Source organism: Actinoplanes sp. HUAS TT8, from assembly GCF_051380535.1.
Lineage (GTDB): Bacteria > Actinomycetota > Actinomycetes > Mycobacteriales > Micromonosporaceae > Actinoplanes.
Map to the genome: position 1 here is coordinate 3,805,469 of NZ_CP195646.1, position 19,056 is coordinate 3,824,524.

Here is a 19,056-nt window from a genome sequence, read left to right on the forward strand (position 1 = left end):
TTATGGATCCAAGATCGGTCGGCGTCGTCGAGACCCAATACCTGGAACTACCAGGCCCATTGTGCCTGGAGTCCGGGCGTGAACTGCGGCAGGTCAAAGTCGCATATGAGACGTACGGCGTTCTGTCGCCCGCCCGGGACAACGTGATCCTGGTCTGTCACGCGCTCAGCGGCGACGCCCACGCGGCCGGCCTGTCCCCCACGCCGCCCGCCGAGAGCACTCGCGACGGCTTCGCGGCCACCGGCAGCCCCAAAGGAATCGGCTGGTGGGACGGCATGATCGGGCCGGGCAAGGCGTTCGACACCGACCGGTTCTTCGTGGTCTCGACCAACCTGCTCGGCGGCTGCCGCGGCACCACCGGCCCGTCCTCGATCGACCCGGACGCCGGCCGGCCCTACGGATCGAACTTCCCGGTCATCACCGTGGCCGACATGGTCGACTGCGAGCGGGCGTTCCTGGACGTGCTCGGCATCGAACGGCTGGCCGCGGTGGCCGGTGGCTCGCTCGGCGGGATGCAGGCCCTGGAATGGGCGACCCGCTACCCCGACCGGGTCGACAACATCGTGGTCATCGCGTCGACCCACGCGCTGCAGCCGCAGGGGGTGGCCTGGAACGCGATCGCCCGTGAGTCGATCATGCGGGACCCGGCGTGGCAGGGTGGGGACTACTACGGGACCGGGCTCGCGCCGGACGCCGGGATGGGGGTGGCTCGGATGGTCGGGCACATCACCTACCTGTCGGCGCCGTCGCTGGCCGACAAGTTCGGGCGGCGCCTGCAGACCGGCGACGAGTACCGGTACACGCTGCACGAGCCCGAGTTCGAGGTCGAGAGCTACCTGCGCCATCAGGCATCCTCTTTCGTACGGCGGTTCGACGCCAACACGTACCTGTACCTGTCCCGGGCGTTGACCTACTTCCAGCTGGACCTGCCCGCCGCCGCGAAGGTCATCCGGGCCCGGACACTGCTGATCGCGTTCAGCTCGGACTGGCTCTACCCGCCGGCCGCGTCCGAACAGATTGCCGCAGCCTGGCGCGACGAAGGGAAACCGGTCGAGTTCCACCTGATCGAGGCCCCGTACGGGCACGATTGTTTCCTCCTCGAAGAAGCGCGCCAGACCCCCATCGTCCGCGACTTCCTTCTCACCTCCAGCACCGAGGGCCGATCATGAGTGACGAGCACGAGTTCGGGTTCGAGACCCGTCAGCTGCACGCCGGGCAGCGCCCCGACCCGAACACCGGCGCCCGGGCGGTGCCGATCTTCCAGACCACCAGTTACGTCTTCGAGGATCCGGAATCCGCCGCCGCGTACTTCAACCTGCAGGAGTACGGCAACACGTACTCCCGGATCATGAACCCGACAGTCGCGGTGTTCGAGGAACGGGTCGCCAGCCTGGAAGGCGGCGCCGGGGCGGTCGCGTTCGCCAGCGGCATCGCGGCCCAGGCGGCCGCCCTGTTCACCCTGCTGCGGCCGGGCGATCACGTGGTGTCGTCGCAGGCGCTCTACGGTGGCACGGTCAACCAGTTCAAGCACCTGTTCGGGAAGCTGAACGTGGAGCTGACCTGGGTCGACCCGGACGATCCGGAAGCGTGGCGCAAGGCCGTACGGCCCACCACCAAAGCGTTCTTCGCCGAGACCATCGGCAACCCGGCCGGCAACGTCCTCGACATCGCGGCCGTGGCGGCGATCGCCCACGAACACGAAGTTCCGCTGATCGTGGACAACACGTTCGCGACACCGTACCTGTGCCGGCCCATCGAGTGGGGCGCCGACATCGTCATCCACTCGGCCACCAAATTCCTCGGCGGCCACGGCACCAGCATCGGCGGCGTCGTCGTCGAAGCGGGCACGTTCGACTGGTCCAACGGGCGCTTCCCGGTGATCGCCGAACCGTCACCGGCGTACCACGGGCTGAAGTTCCACGAGACGTTCGGAACGTACGGCTACCTGATGAAGCTGCGCGCCGAAACCCTGCGCGACCTCGGTGGGGCGATGTCACCGTTCAACGCGTTCCTGTTCCTGCAAGGCCTGGAGACACTGTCCCTGCGGATGGAACGGCACGTCACCAACGCCCGCCGCGTCGCCGAATTCCTGGACGGGCATCCCCGGGCGTCGCACATCACGTACGCGGGACTGCCGGGCAGCAAATATGAGGCGCTCGTCGCCAAGTATCTGCCGCTCGGACCCGGCGCGGTCTTCTCCTTCGACTGCGAAGGCGGACGCGACGGCGGCCAGGACCTGATCCGCGGCGTCACCCTCTGGTCCCACCTGGCCAACATCGGCGACGCCAAAAGCCTCATCATCCACCCCGCCAGCACCACCCACCGCCAGCTCAGCGACGACGAACTGCGGGCAGCCGGGGTCGGGCCCGGCACGATCCGCCTGTCGGTCGGCATCGAATCCGTCGACGACCTGATCTGGGACCTCGACCAGGCCCTGCGAGCCCCACGATGACCAGCCCGACTCCCCGCTCCGGAGGGACTGCGATGACCGACCTCGCCCCGTATCAGGACGCCACCACGATCCAGCGGGTACTGAACACCGCGAAAACCATCGCCGTCGTCGGCCTCTCCGGCAACGAACTGCGGGCCAGCTACTTCGTCGGCTACTACCTCAAACGCCACGGCTACCAGGTGATCCCGGTCAACCCGCGCGAAACCGAGATCCTCGGCGAACACAGCTACGCCAGCCTGTCCGACATCCCCGTCCACGTCGACGTCGTCAACGTGTTCCGCGCCCCCGACGCCCTCCCCGGCATCGCCCGCGAAGCCGTCACCATCGGCGCCGACACCCTGTGGTGCCAATTCGGCGTCATCAACGACGAAGGCAACCACATCGCAACCGACGGCGGCCTCACCACGATCGTCGACCGCTGCCTCAAAATCGAACACGCCCGCTACGTGGGCCGGATGCACTGGCTCGGCTTCAACACCCACCGCATCACATCGGTACGCACCGGCCTGCAGTAGCCCCTGACCAGCGCCACCACGCCCGTTTACGGTCCCCGCCCACCTCAGGGGGCTGACCTCCACCGGACATTATCCCCGATTTCCTCAAGATCACGCCGCCCGCCTGTGGACGACCCATCAGTGTGGATAACTCCACCGGCCCGGCCCTCCGCGTCTGCCCGGCCGCGTTTCGCCCGCCCCCAGCGTTTGCCCTGCCGCCCGCTGACGGCGGCAGGCAGCTGACGGCGGCAGGCAGCTGACGGCGGCAGGCAGCTGACGGCGGCAGGCAGCTGACGGCGGCAGGCAGCCCTGGGCGCCAGCCGAAAAGGCCGAGCTGGCGCCCAGGGCTGCTCACCGGGCCTCGAAACAACCGTCAGCGCCAGCTCGGTCCTCTCAGCTGGCGCCTATGGCTGCATCAACGGCCCTGAAGCGACCCTCAGCACCAGCCAGGAAGATCGAGCTGGGGCTGGCGGCTGTTTCGAGCGCTCGGGGGAACCCTCAGCACCAGCTGGAGGGTGGACCGCGAGCGCGCCTGGGCCACGGCGTACATCCGAGACGGCCTGGACCGAGAGCCGGCGGTGAGCGGCGGCTGGTGGGTGAGCCGAAGCGGAGGCCGCCTGGTGACCCCGCGCAACCCAAAGCCGGGCGCGAGTGGCGGCCGGGCCGCAAGCCGGGCAGAGCTGGCGGCGGCGCCGGGACCACGGAGACGGAGCCAGCGGCGGTGCCGAAGGGCCGAGCGAAGCTGGGCAGCGGCGCCGGGCGGGGTGGAACTAGTGGCGGCGCGGAACACAGCTAGGGCGATGGCGCGGTCACGGTGGCGGTGGCGGCGCGGGCGAAGCGAGAGTGGGTGCGGTGCTGCGGAGTGAGGTGGCGCGGCGCTGGGGCTGGGGTGACGCTGGCGCTGGGGTGGGGCGAGGCAGCGCGGCGCTGGGGTGGGGCGAGGCAGCGCGACGCTGGGGCGCGGCGAGGCGACGCTGGGGCTGGGGTGAGGCTGGGGCTGGGGTGAGGCGGAGCGGCACGGCGATGGGGCGGGGTGAGGCGGGGTGGGGGCGGAGCTCGGGCGAGGCGAGGCGAGGCGGGGTGGGGCGGCGGTGGGGGTGTGGTGGGGGTAACGCTCAGCTACCGGGAAGATCGGACGATTCTGTGCGCGTGCGGCGAAAGAGTGCGTGGACCTGGTGGGTGACGGCCGGATCGGCCGCCACCGCCGGTTACTACCTGCTCCCGGCCGACGGTCTGCCCGCGAATCTCTTCTACAATGCCGTCGGCCTGATCTCCGCCCTGGTCATCCTGCTCGGGGTCCGGATTCATCGTCCGGCGAAGGCCGCTGTCTGGTATTGGCTCAGCGCCGGCCAGGTCGCGTCGGTCGCCGGGGATCTGGTGTGGGAGTACTACCGCTACGTCGCGCACGAGGAGCCCAACACCTCGGTCGCCGACATCTTCTATCTGGCCAGCTACCCGCTGCTGGCGGTCGGGTTGTGGCTGCTGGTCCGTGGGCGGCGGGGCGGGGCGGCGTTGAGTGCGGCCGCGATGGCCGGGATCGGGCTCGGCCTGGTCTTCTGGATCTTCGTGTTGCATCCGATCGCCGCCGCGTCGAGTGCGTCGCGGCTGACCTGGCTGATCAGCATCGCCTATCCGACGGCGGACGCGCTGCTGCTGGCGATGCTGGTGCGGCTGTTGACGTCGCGGGGCGGGACGGTCAGTACCCGGATGCTCGGGGTGGCGGCCATGCTGCTGCTGGTCTCGGACGCCGGGTATTCGATCGTGAGCCTGCACGGTGACACGGACGGGGTGCAGTTCTCGGCCGGGTTCTTGATGGCGTACGTCATGTGGGCCGCCGCCGCCCTGCATCCGTCGATGGCGGCCCGGGCCGAGCCGGCCGCGCTTCGGGGCGCCCGGTTCGACCTGGCCCATCGGATTTTCCTCACCGGCTGCACCCTGCTGCCGCCGCTGATGCTGCTCCTGCCGGACGTTGGCGACAACGGGATCGACCGGACCGCGATCGGGGCCGGTTCGGCGGCGTTGTGCCTGCTGGCCGCGGCCCGGGTGACCGGGCTGGTGCGGCAGGTGCAGGCCAAGGCGGCCGAGTTGCGGCAGATCGCGATGCACGACGACCTGACCGGGCTGCCGAATCGGCGGCATTTCGAACGGTCGTTGGCGTGCTCCGCCCGTACGGGAAGATTGCGGGTCTTGTTCTTGGGGTTGAACGGTTTCAAGAGTGTGAACGACGAGCTGGGCCGGGAGGTCGGCGACGAGGTGCTGCGGGTGCTGGCCGCGCGGATCGTCGCGGCCGCGCCCGGAACGTTGGTCGCCCGGCTCGACGGGGACGAGTTCGCGCTGCTGGCACCCGAGGTGGGGTCGGGCAGTGTGATCGCCGACCGGGTTGTGGCCGCGCTGGCCGCGCCGGTCGAGGCCGGTGGGCACGAGCTGCTGGTGGGTGCGAGCCTCGGCCTGGCCAAGGCGGCCGAGCCGGTGGAGGCGCTGCGCCGAGCGGAGACGGCGATGCATGCCGCGAAGGAGACCGGCGAGCCGTATCGGCACTGGTCACCGACGCTCGACGAGCGGGCCGGCGAGCACGCCCGGCTGGGTGCGGAGATGCGGGCGGCGCTGCTCGCGGGCCAGTTCCGGGTGGTCTATCAGCCGATCGTGGCCGTACCGGAGGGGCGGGTGGTCGCCGTCGAGGCGCTGGTCCGCTGGCAGCATCCGCAGCGTGGCCTGATCAGCCCGGCCCAGTTCATCCCGGTCGCCGAGCGCAACGGGCTGATCGTGGACCTCGGCGCGTGGATCCTGCGGACCGCTTGTGAACAGATGGTGAAGTGGCGGACCACCGCGGGTGCGGACGCGCCCGAGCGGATCAGCGTGAACGTCTCCGCGCGGCAGCTGTCCCGCCCGCAGTTCCCGGGCGCCGTCGCCGACATCCTGGCCAGCACCGGACTGCCCGCGACCGGCCTGACCGTGGAGGTCACCGAGACCGCGGTGTTCGGCGGCGGGCAGGCCGTCGCCGCCCTGCACCAGCTGCGGGCGCAGGGCGTGCGGATCGCGCTGGACGACTTCGGCACCGGGCACTCGTCGCTCGGGCTGCTGCACACCGTCCCGGTCGACGTGCTGAAGGTCGACAAGTCGTTCGTCGACCGGATCACCGAGGCCGGCCGGCACGCGGTCATCGCCCGCGCACTGATCCAGGTCGCGGACGGTCTCGGCCTGACCGCAGTGGCCGAGGGGGTGGAGTCCGAGCTGCAGGCGGAGGCGTTGTACGCGCTCGGCTACCGCCTGCTGCAGGGCTACCACTTCGGGCGGCCGACGGCGGCCCCGGACTTCCGGACCCGGGTTCACACCCTCGACGCCTGAGCCTCGGCCGGGCGGGGCGCCGGACGCAGCAGGGTCAGGACGGCGACGCCGCCGATCGCGGCCAGCACCGCGCTGATCAGGAAGATCCGGTCAAGACCGTGCGCGTACGCCGAGGCCGCCGACCCACCCGCAGCCGACACCGCCCGCACGCGGGCGGTGAGCACGGCGGCCAGGACGGGCAGGGCCAGGGCGTAGCCGAGTTGGCGGAACGTGTTGGACGCGCCGTTGGCCATGCCGACGCGCTCGGGCGGTACGACGCCCAGGACCGCGGAGGCCAGGACCGGGGTGCTCAGGCCGACCCCGACACCGACCACGCACAGGCCCGGGACCAGCGCTTTCCATCCGGAGCCGGCGTCGACCAGGGTGTACAGGGCGTTGCCGGCTCCGACCAGGATCAGGCCCCAGCCGATGGTGTGCCGGGGCGCGACCGCGTGCAGCAGCCGCCCGGCGAACGCGGCGACGACGAACGCGACGACGGCCATCGGGGCCAGGACCAGGCCGGCGTCCATCGCACCCAGCCCGAGGACCTGCTGCGCCCAGAGGGACATGAAGACGAAGTTGGCGAACGCCGACGCGGTCAGGGCGGCGGCGCCGAGCATCAGGGCGGTGAAGGCCGGGCGGTGGAACAGCGCCAGGTCCAGCATCGGATTCGGGCGGCCCCGTTCGACGAGCACGAACAGGGCGGCCGCGAGGGCACCGGCGGCCAGGGCGGTGAGGGTCACGGTGTCGCGCCATCCGGCGTCGCCGGCGCGGATCAGGCCGTACACCAGGAAGGAAACGGACGTGGTGAACGTGGCGACGCCGGGGAGGTCGAGCCGGGCGGTGCCGGAGCCGGGGCCGCCGGGGACGGCGACACGGGCCAGGATGACCGCGAGGACCGCGACCGGGAGGTTGACCAGGAAGATCGAGCGCCACCCGACGTGTTCGGTGAGCAGGCCGCCGATGATCGGGCCGGCCGCGGCGGCGGCGCCGTTCGCCGCGCCCCAGATCCCGAACGCGATCGAGCGGTCCCGGCCGGTGTAGGCGAGGCCGAGCAGGGCGGCGTTCGTCGCGTACATCGCGGCCGCCCCGGCACCCTGGACGCCGCGGGCGGCGATGAGCGTGCCGGTGTCCGGGGCCAGTCCGCAGGCCAGCGAGGCCAGGGCGAAGACCACCAGGCCGCCGATGAAGACACGGCGGTGCCCGAGACGGTCGGCGGTCGAGCCGGCGGCCATGAGCAGGGCGGCGAGGACGAGGACGTACAGGTCGACGGTCCACTGCAGGGCCGAGAACGACGAATGCAGCTCGGTGGCCAGGTCCGGGGCCGCGATGGTGACGATGGTCAGGTCGACCAGGAGCATGAACGTGCTCAGCGAGACCGCGAGCAGCGGCAACCATTTGCGCATGCCGCCGACGATGCCGCCGCCACCCCTCGCCACGACACTCGCGCGGCACGGATCGGCGGATTCCGGCGCGTGGCTAGGGTTGGGCGGTGGAAACCGTCATCCTCGACGAGCTCGATCGGCAGCTGGCCCACGCGTTGCAGGTGGACGGCCGGGTGTCGTTCAGCCGGGTCGCGGCCGTGCTGGGCACCTCGGACCGGACGATCGCGCGGCGCTACCAGCGGTTGCGGTCGACCGGCACGCTGCGGGTGGTCGGGCTGCCCGACGCGACGGCGATCGGGCACGTCGACTGGCTGGTGCGGATGCACTGCACGCCGGATGCCGCCGTGCCCGTGTCCGCGGCGCTGGCCCGGCGCGCGGACACGTCATGGGTGACGATCCTGTCCGGCGGGACGGAGATCACCTGCATCACCCGTACGCGGAAACAGGCGCAGGACGGTGAGCTGCTGCTGCAGAAGTTGCCGCGGACCACCCGGATCACGTCGGTGACCGCGCACTGCATGCTGCGCGGGGTGGCCGGCACCAGCGGGTGGCCGGGCCGGACGGCCGCCCTCGCCCCCGAGCAGGTCGCCGAGCTGGCGCCGCCGCCGGGCGTCCGGCCGGCCGGTGAGGTGCCGCTGTCCGAGGCCGACAACGCGCTGCTGGGCGTGCTCGCGCAGGACGGGCGGGCGAGCTTCCCGGTGCTGGCCGCGGCTACCGGCTGGTCGGAGACCACGGTCCGGCGGCGTCTGGACGAGTTGCGGCGCAGCGACGTCCTCTACTTCGACGTGGAGATCGAACCGGTGCTGTTCGGGTATGCGGCCGAGGCGATGCTCTGGCTCACCGTGGCCCCGTCCGCGCTCGGCTCGGTGACCCGGGCGCTGGCCACGCATCCGCAGATCGGGTATGCCAGCGCGGTCACCGGGCCGGCCAACGTGGCCGCGTCGGTGATCTGCCGCAACCTCGACGACCTCTACGAATACCTGGCCACCGGGGTCGGGTCGCTCGCCGGGATCTCGCACGCCGACACGTCCCCGGTGGTCCGGCGGGTCAAGGCGGCCGGGGTCCGCTGACCGGGACAGCCGGTCAGGATTTCTCCGTGCGGGTCGACGCCGCGGCCAGGAACGCGTTGTAGCGGGCCAGGTCGTCCTCGGCCCCGCCGGCCTCGGCCCGGTCGGCCGCCCGGTCGAGCCGCGCCTGTTCCCGCTCGTCCGAGCGGATCCACTGCCGCACCAGCACCAGCATGATCACCACGGCCGGGAGTTCGCCGAACGCCCAGGCCAGCCCGGCACCCAGGCGCTGGTCGGCCAGCAGCGAGGACGCCCAGGCCGGGTGCACCGCCGTGTACCAGCCGGCCGCGATCACCGTGGTCGACTGCAGCAGCACGAACCCGAAGAACGCGTGCGCGACCATGGCCAGGAAGTGCACGACGGTGAGCATCGCCGGGTGCACCCGCCGACGGCCCGGGTCGACGCCGATCAGCACCCAGAACAGCAGGTACCCGGCGAGTACGAAGTGCACGAGCATGGCCAGGTGCCCGAGGTGGTAGCGCATCAGGGTGGCCAGCAGGTCGCCCAGGTACAACCCGTACAGGCTGACCACGTAGATGCCGAGCGCCACCAGAGGGTGGCTGAGCAGCCGGAACACGCGACTGTGCAGGATCAGCAGCAGCCACTCGCGGGCGCCGCGCACCTGCGGATCGGCCGGCCGTCGCAGGGTGCGCAGGGCGAGGGTGACCGGTGCGCCGCCGACGAGCAGGATCGGCACCACCATGGACAGCACCATGTGCTGGACCATGTGGACGCTGAACAGCACATACGCGTAGCGGGCGACCCCCAGCATCGTGATCGCGCCGAGCACGACCAGCCCGGCGATCCACGAGATCGTGTGGCTCACCGGCCAGTCGTGACCGGCCCGCCGCATCCGGCGCACCCCGGCGAGATAGGCGAGGATGCCGACGATCATCACGGTCAGGAAGAAAAAATCCGGAAGAGGATCAACAATCATCCGTACGGCGGTGGGCGCGCCCGGCGGCGTGAATCCGAGCACCTCGACCAGCGGATCCGGCGCCCCGGCCTCGGCCGCGCCCGGCGTCGGCGTGCGGGACAGCGCCACGGCCAGCCCGACGGCGGCGCCGAGCACGACGAGTTCACCGGCCGCGAGCCGCACGAAACTCTCCGCCCACAGCGCCCGGCGGCGGTGTATCGCGCCGATGACGCCGACGGTCAGAAGGGCGAAGATCTTCAGGAGCACCAGTACGCCGTACCGGGAACCCCACAGAGCACCCCACTCCCCCAGCCGGACCGCGGCGTTGGCCGCCCCGCTGATCGCCGTCGCCACGAAACAGCCCAGCGCGAGCCGGCTGTACCGCGCGGCCGTGTCCGCGAACCGCCGGTGCCGGCGCACCAGCAGCAGCCCGACGAGCCCGCCGACCCACAGCGACGCCGCCAGCACGTGCACGGCCAGGCTGGTCACGGCGATCTGGTGGTTGCCGGCGCCGGCCGCGTGCCCGGTGAACGCGGGCGGCACGAGCGCCACCGCCGCCACCCCGGCGGTGACCGCCGCCAGCCCGCGCGAGGTGCCGGCCCGGCTCAGCACGGCCACGGCCAGCGCCAGCCCGGCCTGCAGGACCAGCGCCTGCCCCTGCGAGATGGAGAACGCGAAGCTGACCACGGCGTGCCGGCCGAGCTGCCCGGCCGGCACGCCGAGTACGTCGGAGACGGTGAGGACGATCAGGACGGCCGAGCTGATCGCCCACAGCAGAGCGAGCGTGGTCGTTCGCCGCAGCAGCCACCACCCGCGGGCGGCGACACTGGTCCCGTCGCCGGGCAGCAGGAACGCCGCGGTCACGGTCAGGCCGGCGGTCAGCACGCCGAGCAGGTTGGCCACCAGCGTGACCACGGGCAGTCCCCACTCGGTGCCCGCGCCCGGGCTGGGAATACCCGGCAGCACCGAGTCGTCGACCGCTCCCCCGAACCACAACGCCCCGACCAGGACACTCACGGCCGCCGGCACCGGCGCCATCCGCACTAATCGCACGGTCGGTCAGTCGGTCGCCCGTCCCGTTTGGTTCCCGGCATGATCCACATCTCAGGCCGCGGATCAGAGCGTGAGAACCAGCTTTCCGCGCCGGGGGCCACCGGACTCGATCGCGGTGTGGGCCGCGACGATGTCGGACAGCGCAAAGGTCGCCTCGACGGGAACCCGGAAACGGCCCTGGGTGAAGAGCTCGGCCGCGGTGCGCAGGCCGTGCCGGCCGTGGGGCTCGCCGGCCAGCTCGCCCATGGTGAGGCGGACGCCGTGGGTCGCGGCGGTGAAGTCGGCCAGGGTCAGCACCGCCGACGGGTCGCCGGTCAGGCTGATCAGTTCCGGCAGCGAGCCGGCGCCGGCGACGTCCAGGGCGCGGTCGGCGGCGGTGACCCGGGCCGGTAGGCCGGGGCCGTAGGTGACCGGTTCGGCGCCGAGTTCGCGCAGGAAGTCGTGGTTGGCCGGACGGGCCGTGCCGATCACGCGGGCGCCGCGGGCCACCGCCAGCTGGACGGCGATGCTGCCGACGCCGCCGGCCGCGCCGTCGACCAGCAGGGTCATTCCCGGACGTAGGCCGAGCAGGTCCAGGGCCCGGGTGGCGGTCTCCACACCGGTGCCGGCCGCGCCCGCCTGCTCCCACGGCAGGCCTGGCGGTTTGCCGGCCCACGACCGCAGCACCGCGAACTCGGCCGAGGCACCGCCCAGCCGGGCCAGGTCGACACTGCCGAAGACGTCCTCGCCGACGGCGACGCCGGTGACGCCGGGGCCGATCGCGTCGATGGTGCCGGCCGCGTCGACACCGGGAATGTGCGGCAACGCGAGGCGGGCGCTCATCGGGGTGCGGCCGGAGCGCAGGGCCGCGTCGGCCGGCGAGATCCCGGCGGCCCTCACCCGTACGCGAATCTGGTCTTGAAGGGGTTGCGGCGCAGCCGCATCGGTGACGTGAAGGACGTGCGGACCACCGAACTCGGCGTATTGAGCTGCGAACATGCCGGTACGGTAGGCGGAACCGGAGCAGCTGTTCCGGAAAGCCGCCGAAGTGAGAAGGGAACGGGTCAGCGATGTCTCGGATGGCGCGGTCGGACGCACGGGCCAACCGTGAGCGGGTGATCGGCGCGGCCCGGGAGACGTTCGCCGAGGACGGCCTGCAGGTGCCGATGCGGGCGGTGGCGCGGCGGGCCGGGATCGGCGTGGCCACCCTCTACCGGCACTTTCCGACGCGGGCCGACCTGCTGACCGCGGTCCTCGCCGAGCGTGTCGCGGAATGTTCCGGGCGGATGCGGGCGGCGCTCGACGATCCGGATCCGTGGCGGGCCCTGGAGGGCACGATCCGGGAGTTCGCCGAGCGGCAGGCCCACGACCGGGCGCTCAACGAGGCGCTGTTCGGCGCGACCGACAGCTTCCCGCGGGAGCGGCGCGAGCACGCTCAGGGCCTGAACACGCTGGTCGAACGAGCGCGGAAGGCCGGCGTGCTGCGGGCCGGGGTGGACGCCGACGACGTACGGGCCGGGTTGCTGGCCATCGCGTCGCTGCGCCGCCTGCCGCCGGACACCGGCGCCGCCGTGATCGGCAAGCTCCGCGACCTGGTGCTGGCCGGGTTGCGGGTCAGCGGAGACCGAGATCGTCGAGCAGTCCGGTGATGGTCAGGACCTGGTGCACGATCGGCATCGGATCGCGCAACGCCAGCCGGCGTCCGCGGGCGCACGCCGCCGTCTGGCATTCGATGAGGGCCTGGACGCCGGCCGAGTCGAGAAAGGTCAGCCTGTTCACGTCGAACTCGATCAGGGCGGCGTCGGAGGTGGCCAGGACCTGATGGAAAGCGGTCATGAAGGCGCCGGTGTTGAGCGCGTCGAGCTCCCCGCCGAGGTCGACCCGGACCGTTCGTTCATCAACCGTCACCGGCACACCGATGTGCAGTGCGTGATGTCGCTCCACAGGTCTCTCCAGCGTCGAGGGCCGTCCGGCGCGAAAGGCGGGACCACCAGCGACAGTACGGGATCGGCCGCGCTCAGCCGAGCGGTAGCGCCATCGCGTCACTTCGTCGGCGTGACCCCGATCCGCCACCGGCGGATTCCCACCCCTCAGATCGGGGATCCGGTGGCGCCGACACAGTCCATCCTCAGGGCGCACGGGGTGGCGCAGGGTTCCCCGGCCGCGGTGGCCGGCTGACGCCACGGTGTGCGCGGCCGGCTCGGTTCAGGGGACACGCGGCGCTTCTCGACGAAGGCGCAGACCGTGGCCAGGAGCATGCCGAGCGCCATCCCGAACCCGGCGCCGAGCAACGGCCGATCGGTGAAGGTGGCGCCGCCGATGCGCCCGAGCCCGAACGCGTAGACCGCCCAGGCGACCCCGGCCAGCGCGGTGAACAGCCGGAACCGGCCCGGGGCCATCGACACCGAACCGGCCGTGACGGTGGTGGCGGTCCGCCCGTACGGGATGAATCGCCCGACCAGAATCGCCGTGCCGCCGTAGGTGCGCAGCGCCCGTTCCGCCTTCGCCCTGGTCCCGGCCATCCGGCCCAGCGCGAACCGGCTCGCCCGGCGGCCCAGCCGGTAGGAGATCTGATCGCCGGCGAGACCACCGGCGGCGACCGTGGCGCCGAGCGCCAACACGTTCGGCGAGCCGGTCGCGGAGAGCGCGAACAGGCCGATGACCAGCGTCTCGGACGGCATCACGGGGAAGAACCCGTCGATCGCGACGGCCACGAAGACGACCACGTAGAGCCACGGCGAGCAGATCAGCGGCATCAGGTGGTGCAGCATCCGTTTCCCCTCCCTCGATCCGTTGTCACCGACCGTACGGATGAGGGAGGCACCGCTTCGATGGTGCGAACCCGCCGATCTGGGTAGGGATAACACCACCAGCCCCAGGCGACTCACGGGTTTCCGCGGGATGCCCCGAGGTTGACCGTTCAGCTTCCGGCAGGCACGACCGCCCGGAACTGCCGGCCCAGCTCGGCCATCCGGGCGCCGCCGACCCGTCGGCGCAGCTCCGGCAGCAGTTCGTCCTCCTCGTGGGCGGCGTGCGGGCGCACTGCGCCGATCAGCCGGCCCAGCGTCTCCTCGAATCGGGCGTCGCCGGGCTCGCAGTGATGAAGAACGGTCAGCAGCTCCTTGATCTGGTGGTGTTCCCGGAGCGCCCGGGCGCCCCGCTCGCCGAGCGCCGGGTAGACCACCCGTTCCTCGGCGTCCACGTGCCGGGCCATGTCGTGACACACCTGCCCGAGCAGGACGGCCCGATCGCCACGGCCGGCTTCGAGATCCTGGAATCGGCGCTCGATCACCGCGTGATCCTCGGCGACGACGTCGTCCAGGTCGCCCGGCAGCGTCATCCTGACCTCCCATTTTCGGCGTCGAATCCGCCGACAGGCATACCCGCCGGCCACGCCGTCAGTCATGCGACCATGTCGATGTGGCCGGATGGATCATCGGGGTCGGTGTGGCGTTCGCCGGCGTGTGGCTCGCCCTCGTGCTCGCCCTGCTGCTCGTCACGCCGGGCCGACCGCAACTCACCGAGGCGCTGCGGCTGCTGCCCGACCTGCTGCGGCTGCTGCGCCGCCTGGCCGCCGACCGGGACCTGCCGCGCGGCGTCCGGGTCCGGCTCGGGTTCCTGCTCGCCTACCTGGCGCTGCCGTTCGACCTGATCCCGGATTTCATCCCGGTCCTCGGGCACGCCGACGACGCCATCCTGGTCATCGTCGTGCTGCGCGCCACGGTCCGCCGGGCCGGCCTCCCGGCGGTCCGCCGCCACTGGCCCGGCACCGACGACGGCTTCGCCGCCCTGTCCCGCCTCACCGGCCTCGACCGCTGACCGCCCGCACCTATGGTGGTGCGGTGCGGACCGATTTCACCTATCCGGAGGTGGGTGCCACCCGCGACGATCTCCTGCCCGCCGGCTACGGCATCGTCGGTCGGGACGTGGTCGTGGCGAGCGGGCGGGCCGCGTTCGAGCGGGCCGCCGACGGGCTTTTCCGCTGGCAGATGCACCGGCGAGCGGGCCTCGGCGTCCGCGCCGACACGCCGCCGGCCGCGGCCGGGGTGGTCGTGGTGTTGCGGTTGCCGCTGGGGTCGACCGCGCCCTGCCGCGTGGTCTACACGATCAAGACCGAGGTCAAACGCGGCTTTGCGTACGGAACGCTGCCCGGTCACCCCGAGCAGGGTGAGGAGGCGTTCCTGCTGGAGATGACGCCCGGGGGTGACGTCCGGTTCGTGATCCGTGCGTTCAGCCGGCCCCGGTCGGTCCTGGCCCGGGCCGGGGGTCCGCTGACGCGCCGGGTCCAGGAGTGGATGACCGATCGGTATGTGCGGGCGATCGCGCGGTGACGTGGGCGACGACCAGGTCGCCGATGGTCCGGCGCAGGTGGTCGCGCAGGGTGGGGTCGAGCAGGTCGCGGCCGAAGATGGCGCGGAACGTGTACCGGTTGGCGCCCCGGAAGACGCAGAACGCGCTGATGATCATGTGAACGTCGAGCGCGTCCAGGTCGTCGCGGAACTCGCCGGACGCGCGGCCGCGTTCCATGATGCGGGTCAGGACGTCCAGCGCGGGCGCGGCCAGGACCTCACGCGACCGGGACTGTTGCAGGTGCTGGGCGTAGTGAATGTTCTCGATGGCGACCAGGCGTACGAAATCCTGGTGGGACTCGTGGTGGTCGAAGGTGAGTTCGGCCAGCTGGCGCAGCGCCTCGACCGGTTCGAGGTGGTCGACGTCGAGTTGCTGCTCCAGCGAGCGGATGTGCCGGTACGCCTGCTCCAGCACGGCCAGGAACAACCCTTCCTTGCCGCCGAAGTAGTAGTAGATCATCCGCTTGGTGGTGCGCGTCTTGGCCGCGATCTCGTCGACCCGCGCCCCGGCGTAGCCCTGGTCGGCGAACTCCCGGGTCGCCACCTCCATGATCTCGGCGCGCGTGCGCTCGGGGTCCCGCACGCGTTCCTTGGCCGGAGATGGCATGCGCCGTTCCTTCCCTCGCCCGACTGGCGACAACTCTAGGGGAGGTCAGAGACCGAGGTAGATCCGCCGCACCTGCGGATCGTGGCGGAGCCGTCCGGACGTGCCGGTCATCGCCACCTCGCCGTTCTCCACGACCAGGCAGCTGCTCGTGGCCTCGAAGGTGAGTTTCGCGTTCTGCTCGACCAGCAGCAGGCTCAGTCCTTCGGCGCGCAGGCGCAGCAGCACCGCGAGGATGTCCTCGACCAGTTTCGGGGACAGGCCCATCGACGGCTCGTCGAGCAGCAGCAGCCGCGGTTCCGACATGAGCGCGCGGCCGATCGCGAGCATCTGCTGCTGGCCGCCGGAGAGCGCGCCGGCGAGCCGGCCGCGCATCTCGCCGAGCACCGGGAACAGTTCGTAGACCTCGTCGAGGGTGGCCCGGGTGGCGGCGTTCCACCGGCGGGCGTACGCGCCGAGCAGCAGGTTCTTCTCGACCGGCAGACCGGCGAAGACGTGCCGGCCCTCGGGGACGTAGCCGATGCCGTGCCGGACCATGTCGCGGGCGGGCACCGCGCTCAGGTCGGCATCGCCGAAGCGCAGCACGCCGACCTTGCGCGGGACCAGCCCCATGATCGCTTTGAGGGTGGAGGTCTTGCCGGCGCCGTTGGCCCCGATCACGCCGACGGCGTCACCGGCCGGGACCTCGAAACCCAGATCGCGTACGGCGCACACGCCGCCGTAGTGCACGGTCAGCCCCTCGACGGTCAGCGTCGGCCCGGTCATCGGGTCACCTCCGAGATCGGCGGCAGGTCGTCCGAGGCCATCGAGTCACCGAGGTACGCCTCGATCACCGCCGGTGTGCGGGCCACCTCGGCCGGCGTGCCCTCGGCGATGATCCGCCCGCCGGCCAGCACGGTCACCGTCTCGCAGAGGGTCATGACCAGTCCCATGTTGTGCTCGATGATGATGACCGTGATGCCGCTGTCCCGGATCGACCGGACGATCTCGGCCAGCTGCCGGACCTCCTCGCCGTTGAGCCCGGCGGCCGGCTCGTCGAGCAGCAGCAGCGCCGGGGCCGCGGCCACCGCCCGGGCGATCTCGACCCGACGCTGGATGCCGTAGGGCAGCGACCTGGGGGCGAGCGCGGCGAACGCGGTGAGCCCGTAGCGGTCCAGAATGTCGCCCGCCCGCCGGTGCAGGTCCCGGTCGCGGCGCCGCACGCTGAGCGGGCGCAGCAGATAGCGCCAGCTCTCCCGGGTCCGGCTGCGGTCCAGCGCGACCAGGATGTTCTCCTCGACGGTCAGATCACCGAAGAGGCGAAGATTCTGGAACGTACGGGAGAGTCCGGCGCGAGCCAGCCGGTAGGGCGCGTCCCCGGTCCGGTCCACGCCGCGGAAGCGCACCCGTCCCCGGGTCGGCCGGTAGAGCCCGCTGATCACGTTGAACAGCGTGGTCTTGCCCGAGCCGTTGGGGCCGACGACGCCGCGGATCTCGCCCGGCGCGACCGTCAGCGACACCTCGTCGAGCGCTTTCAGGCCGCGGAACTGCTTGGTGACCTGGTCGACGCGCAGGATCTCGTCGCCGTCGGCGCGGGACGGCTCCGACCCGTACGGGGAAAAAGGTCGTAATTGCGCGGCAGCGCCCTGAAGCCCACGGCGGCGGGTGACCGCCGAGCGGACCCGGACCGGCAGCCCGGCCAGGCCGGTCGGCGCGAAGACGACGACCAGGACGACCACCGACCCGTAGGCGATCTGGGCGATCTGTGGATGATCGACGAGCGCCTCGCGGACCAGGGCGAGCCCGGCCGCGCCGACCACACACCCGACCAGGCTCTGCCGCCCGCCGATGATCACCATGCCGAGCAGCAGGAACATGTTGGCGATGTTGAACGACTCGGGCGCGACGTAGCGGATCAGTCCCGCATAGAGCACCCCGCCCACCCCGCCGTAGACGCTGGCCAGCAGAAACGCCGTCATCCGGAGCACCGGCACCTCGGCGCCGAGCGAGCCGGCGGCGAGCGCGTCGTCGCGCATCGCCCGCATCCGCCGGCCCAGGCTGGTCCGGACCACGAACAGCCCGAACACGAGCAGGACGACGAAGACGATCAGTTCCAGGTAGTAGTAGAGGTATTCGCTGGAGAGGTCGACGCCGGGGATCCGCGGGACCGGGATGCCGGAGATGCCCTCGGCGCCGCCGGAGACCTCGGCGTTGGTGACCCAGCTGGTGAACGCGAGCGCCAGCCCGAGCGTGACGATGCCCAGGTAGTGCGACTGCACGCGCAGCGCCGGGATGCCGATGACCAGGCCGACCACCACCGTGGCGAGGACCGCGAGCACGGCCGACACCCAGAAGCCGAGGCCGGCCTTGGTGGTGAGGATCGCGGTCACGTAGGCGCCGACCCCGAACACCGCCACCTGCGCGAGGTTGACCTGGCCGGCCACGCCCATGGCCAGGCCGAGCCCGATCGCCAGGACGGCGAAGATCAGGATGACGTCGACGACGTGGATGGCGTAGGAGTCCAGGCCGTAGGGCAGCAGCCAGGCGCACACCGCGGCCCCGGCCAGGAGCGCGAGCTTGGTTCTCATGCGCGGTTCACCGTCCGCTCGCCGAAGATGCCGGTCGGGCGCACCATGATGATCACCGTGAAGACGACGAACGTGACCAGCTCGGAGTAGCCCTGGAAGTGCCCGGCGGTGAACGAGTCGAGGATGCCGATGGCCAGGCCGCCGACGATCGCGCCGGGGATGCTGCCGAAGCCGCCGAGGATGGCGGCGGCGAAACCCTTGATGCCGAGCGCGCCGCCGAGCGCCGGGCTGACGTAGAGCAGCGGCCCGACCAGGCCGCCGGCCAGCGCGGCGAGACCGCCACCGATCATGAAGGCGATCGCGTTGCTGCGGCCGACGTGGATGCCGACCGCGGTGGCCGCTTCGTGGTCCATGGCGACGGCCTGCATGGCGGCGCCGCGTTTGGTGCGCGACAGGAACAGCACCAGCAGGACCGTGGCGGCGGCCGCGATGGCCAGCACGACCAGGTCGTACGTGCGGATGCGCAGGCCGAACACATCGAGCGGCGCGGCCGGCACGGGTGACGGCACGGCCCGGCCGGTGGCCCCCCAGACGGCGATGACCAGGGCGTCCAGGACGATGCCGAAACCGATGGTGCCGATCAGCATCAGGTCGAAGTCGCGGTTCTCCAGCGGGCGCAGGACCCGTTCGATGACCAGGCCGATCGCGCCGGTGACGGCGATCGCGGCGAGCATCGCCACCGCGAACGGCAGTTTGCTGGTCAGGTAGAAGGTGGACGCCAGGTAGGCGCCGACGGTGACCACGTTGCCGTGGGCGAAGTTGACCAGGCCCATGGTGCGGTAGACCAGGGAGAACCCGAGCGCCACCAGGGCGTAGACGGCGCCGAGACTGACGCCGCCCACGATCGTCTGTAGGAAGACCTGCAT

General features: G+C 71.7%; 18 protein-coding genes. 8 read left to right on the forward strand and 10 right to left on the reverse strand.

Annotated elements, in window-relative coordinates; genetic code table 11:
* Positions 1–2 precede the first annotated feature (2 nt).
* From metX to ACSHV8_RS17350, 4 genes are all read left to right on the forward strand, one after another.
* On the forward strand, positions 3–1,169 hold the full coding sequence (gene metX, locus ACSHV8_RS17335; protein ID WP_436534267.1) for a homoserine O-acetyltransferase MetX: 1,167 nt from the start codon (positions 3–5) through the stop codon (positions 1,167–1,169).
* Complete coding sequence (locus ACSHV8_RS17340) at positions 1,166–2,452, forward strand: O-acetylhomoserine aminocarboxypropyltransferase/cysteine synthase family protein (protein WP_436534269.1); 1,287 nt, start codon at positions 1,166–1,168, stop codon at positions 2,450–2,452. Before metX ends, ACSHV8_RS17340 begins: the two co-directional genes overlap by 4 nt.
* Before the next feature lie 32 nt (positions 2,453–2,484).
* On the forward strand, positions 2,485–2,967 hold the full coding sequence (locus ACSHV8_RS17345; protein WP_436534271.1) for a CoA-binding protein: 483 nt from the start codon (positions 2,485–2,487) through the stop codon (positions 2,965–2,967).
* 1,128 nt (positions 2,968–4,095) lie between these two features.
* A complete protein-coding gene (locus ACSHV8_RS17350; protein ID WP_436534273.1) occupies positions 4,096–6,291 on the forward strand; it encodes a putative bifunctional diguanylate cyclase/phosphodiesterase in 2,196 nt (731 codons plus the stop codon).
* Here ACSHV8_RS17350 and ACSHV8_RS17355 read toward each other — a convergent pair.
* A complete protein-coding gene (locus ACSHV8_RS17355; RefSeq protein ID WP_436534275.1) occupies positions 6,273–7,676 on the reverse strand; it encodes an MFS transporter in 1,404 nt (467 codons plus the stop codon). The two genes, ACSHV8_RS17350 and ACSHV8_RS17355, sit on opposite strands and share 19 nt — an antisense overlap.
* Before the next feature lie 86 nt (positions 7,677–7,762).
* Between ACSHV8_RS17355 and ACSHV8_RS17360 the strand changes: the two genes are divergently transcribed.
* On the forward strand, positions 7,763–8,725 hold the full coding sequence (locus tag ACSHV8_RS17360; RefSeq protein ID WP_436534276.1) for an Lrp/AsnC family transcriptional regulator: 963 nt from the start codon (positions 7,763–7,765) through the stop codon (positions 8,723–8,725).
* 13 nt (positions 8,726–8,738) lie between these two features.
* On the opposite strand, the gene ACSHV8_RS17365 is transcribed toward ACSHV8_RS17360, so the two are convergent.
* Both ACSHV8_RS17365 and ACSHV8_RS17370 read right to left on the reverse strand, forming a co-directional pair.
* The gene (locus ACSHV8_RS17365; RefSeq protein WP_436536802.1) at positions 8,739–10,676 is read right to left on the reverse strand and encodes a cytochrome c oxidase assembly protein; all 1,938 of its coding nucleotides are present in this window, start codon (positions 10,674–10,676) and stop codon (positions 8,739–8,741) included.
* A gap of 78 nt (positions 10,677–10,754) precedes the next feature.
* The gene (locus ACSHV8_RS17370; RefSeq protein ID WP_436534277.1) at positions 10,755–11,669 is read right to left on the reverse strand and encodes an NADP-dependent oxidoreductase; all 915 of its coding nucleotides are present in this window, start codon (positions 11,667–11,669) and stop codon (positions 10,755–10,757) included.
* Positions 11,670–11,749: 80 nt separating this feature from the next.
* On the opposite strand from ACSHV8_RS17370, the gene ACSHV8_RS17375 reads away from it, so the two are divergent.
* The gene (locus ACSHV8_RS17375; RefSeq protein WP_436534279.1) at positions 11,750–12,319 is read left to right on the forward strand and encodes a TetR/AcrR family transcriptional regulator; all 570 of its coding nucleotides are present in this window, start codon (positions 11,750–11,752) and stop codon (positions 12,317–12,319) included.
* On the opposite strand, the gene ACSHV8_RS17380 is transcribed toward ACSHV8_RS17375, so the two are convergent.
* The 3 genes from ACSHV8_RS17380 to ACSHV8_RS17390 all read right to left on the reverse strand — a co-directional run bounded on the left by ACSHV8_RS17380 (position 12,285) and on the right by ACSHV8_RS17390 (position 14,010).
* A complete protein-coding gene (locus ACSHV8_RS17380) occupies positions 12,285–12,578 on the reverse strand; it encodes an STAS domain-containing protein (RefSeq protein ID WP_436534281.1) in 294 nt (97 codons plus the stop codon). The genes ACSHV8_RS17375 and ACSHV8_RS17380 overlap by 35 nt on opposite strands.
* Positions 12,579–12,760: 182 nt before the next feature.
* A complete protein-coding gene (locus tag ACSHV8_RS17385; protein WP_436534283.1) occupies positions 12,761–13,441 on the reverse strand; it encodes a DedA family protein in 681 nt (226 codons plus the stop codon).
* A 149-nt stretch (positions 13,442–13,590) separates the two neighbouring features.
* On the reverse strand, positions 13,591–14,010 hold the full coding sequence (locus ACSHV8_RS17390) for a hemerythrin domain-containing protein (protein ID WP_436534285.1): 420 nt from the start codon (positions 14,008–14,010) through the stop codon (positions 13,591–13,593).
* An 80-nt stretch (positions 14,011–14,090) separates the two neighbouring features.
* Between ACSHV8_RS17390 and ACSHV8_RS17395 the strand changes: the two genes are divergently transcribed.
* Positions 14,091–14,489, forward strand: coding sequence for a YkvA family protein (locus ACSHV8_RS17395; protein WP_436534287.1), 399 nt, complete (start codon positions 14,091–14,093; stop codon positions 14,487–14,489).
* 23 nt (positions 14,490–14,512) lie between these two features.
* Positions 14,513–15,001 carry a DUF1990 family protein gene (locus ACSHV8_RS17400; protein WP_436534289.1) on the forward strand — a complete coding sequence of 163 codons (489 nt, stop codon included), beginning with the start codon at positions 14,513–14,515 and terminating at the stop codon, positions 14,999–15,001.
* Here ACSHV8_RS17400 and ACSHV8_RS17405 read toward each other — a convergent pair.
* From ACSHV8_RS17405 to ACSHV8_RS17420, 4 genes are read right to left on the reverse strand one after another with little or no spacing between them, the layout of a single operon-like run.
* Positions 14,901–15,626: a TetR/AcrR family transcriptional regulator gene (locus ACSHV8_RS17405; RefSeq protein ID WP_436534290.1), complete on the reverse strand. Its 726-nt coding sequence runs from the start codon at positions 15,624–15,626 to the stop codon at positions 14,901–14,903. The two genes, ACSHV8_RS17400 and ACSHV8_RS17405, sit on opposite strands and share 101 nt — an antisense overlap.
* A gap of 45 nt (positions 15,627–15,671) precedes the next feature.
* On the reverse strand, positions 15,672–16,388 hold the full coding sequence (locus tag ACSHV8_RS17410; RefSeq protein ID WP_436534292.1) for an ABC transporter ATP-binding protein: 717 nt from the start codon (positions 16,386–16,388) through the stop codon (positions 15,672–15,674).
* Positions 16,385–18,190: a branched-chain amino acid ABC transporter ATP-binding protein/permease gene (locus ACSHV8_RS17415; protein ID WP_436534294.1), complete on the reverse strand. Its 1,806-nt coding sequence runs from the start codon at positions 18,188–18,190 to the stop codon at positions 16,385–16,387. Before ACSHV8_RS17415 ends, ACSHV8_RS17410 begins: the two co-directional genes overlap by 4 nt.
* Positions 18,187–19,056 (reverse strand): branched-chain amino acid ABC transporter permease, encoded by an 870-nt coding sequence (locus ACSHV8_RS17420; RefSeq protein ID WP_436534296.1) that lies wholly within the window; start codon positions 19,054–19,056, stop codon positions 18,187–18,189. The genes ACSHV8_RS17415 and ACSHV8_RS17420 overlap by 4 nt, the downstream gene beginning before the upstream one ends.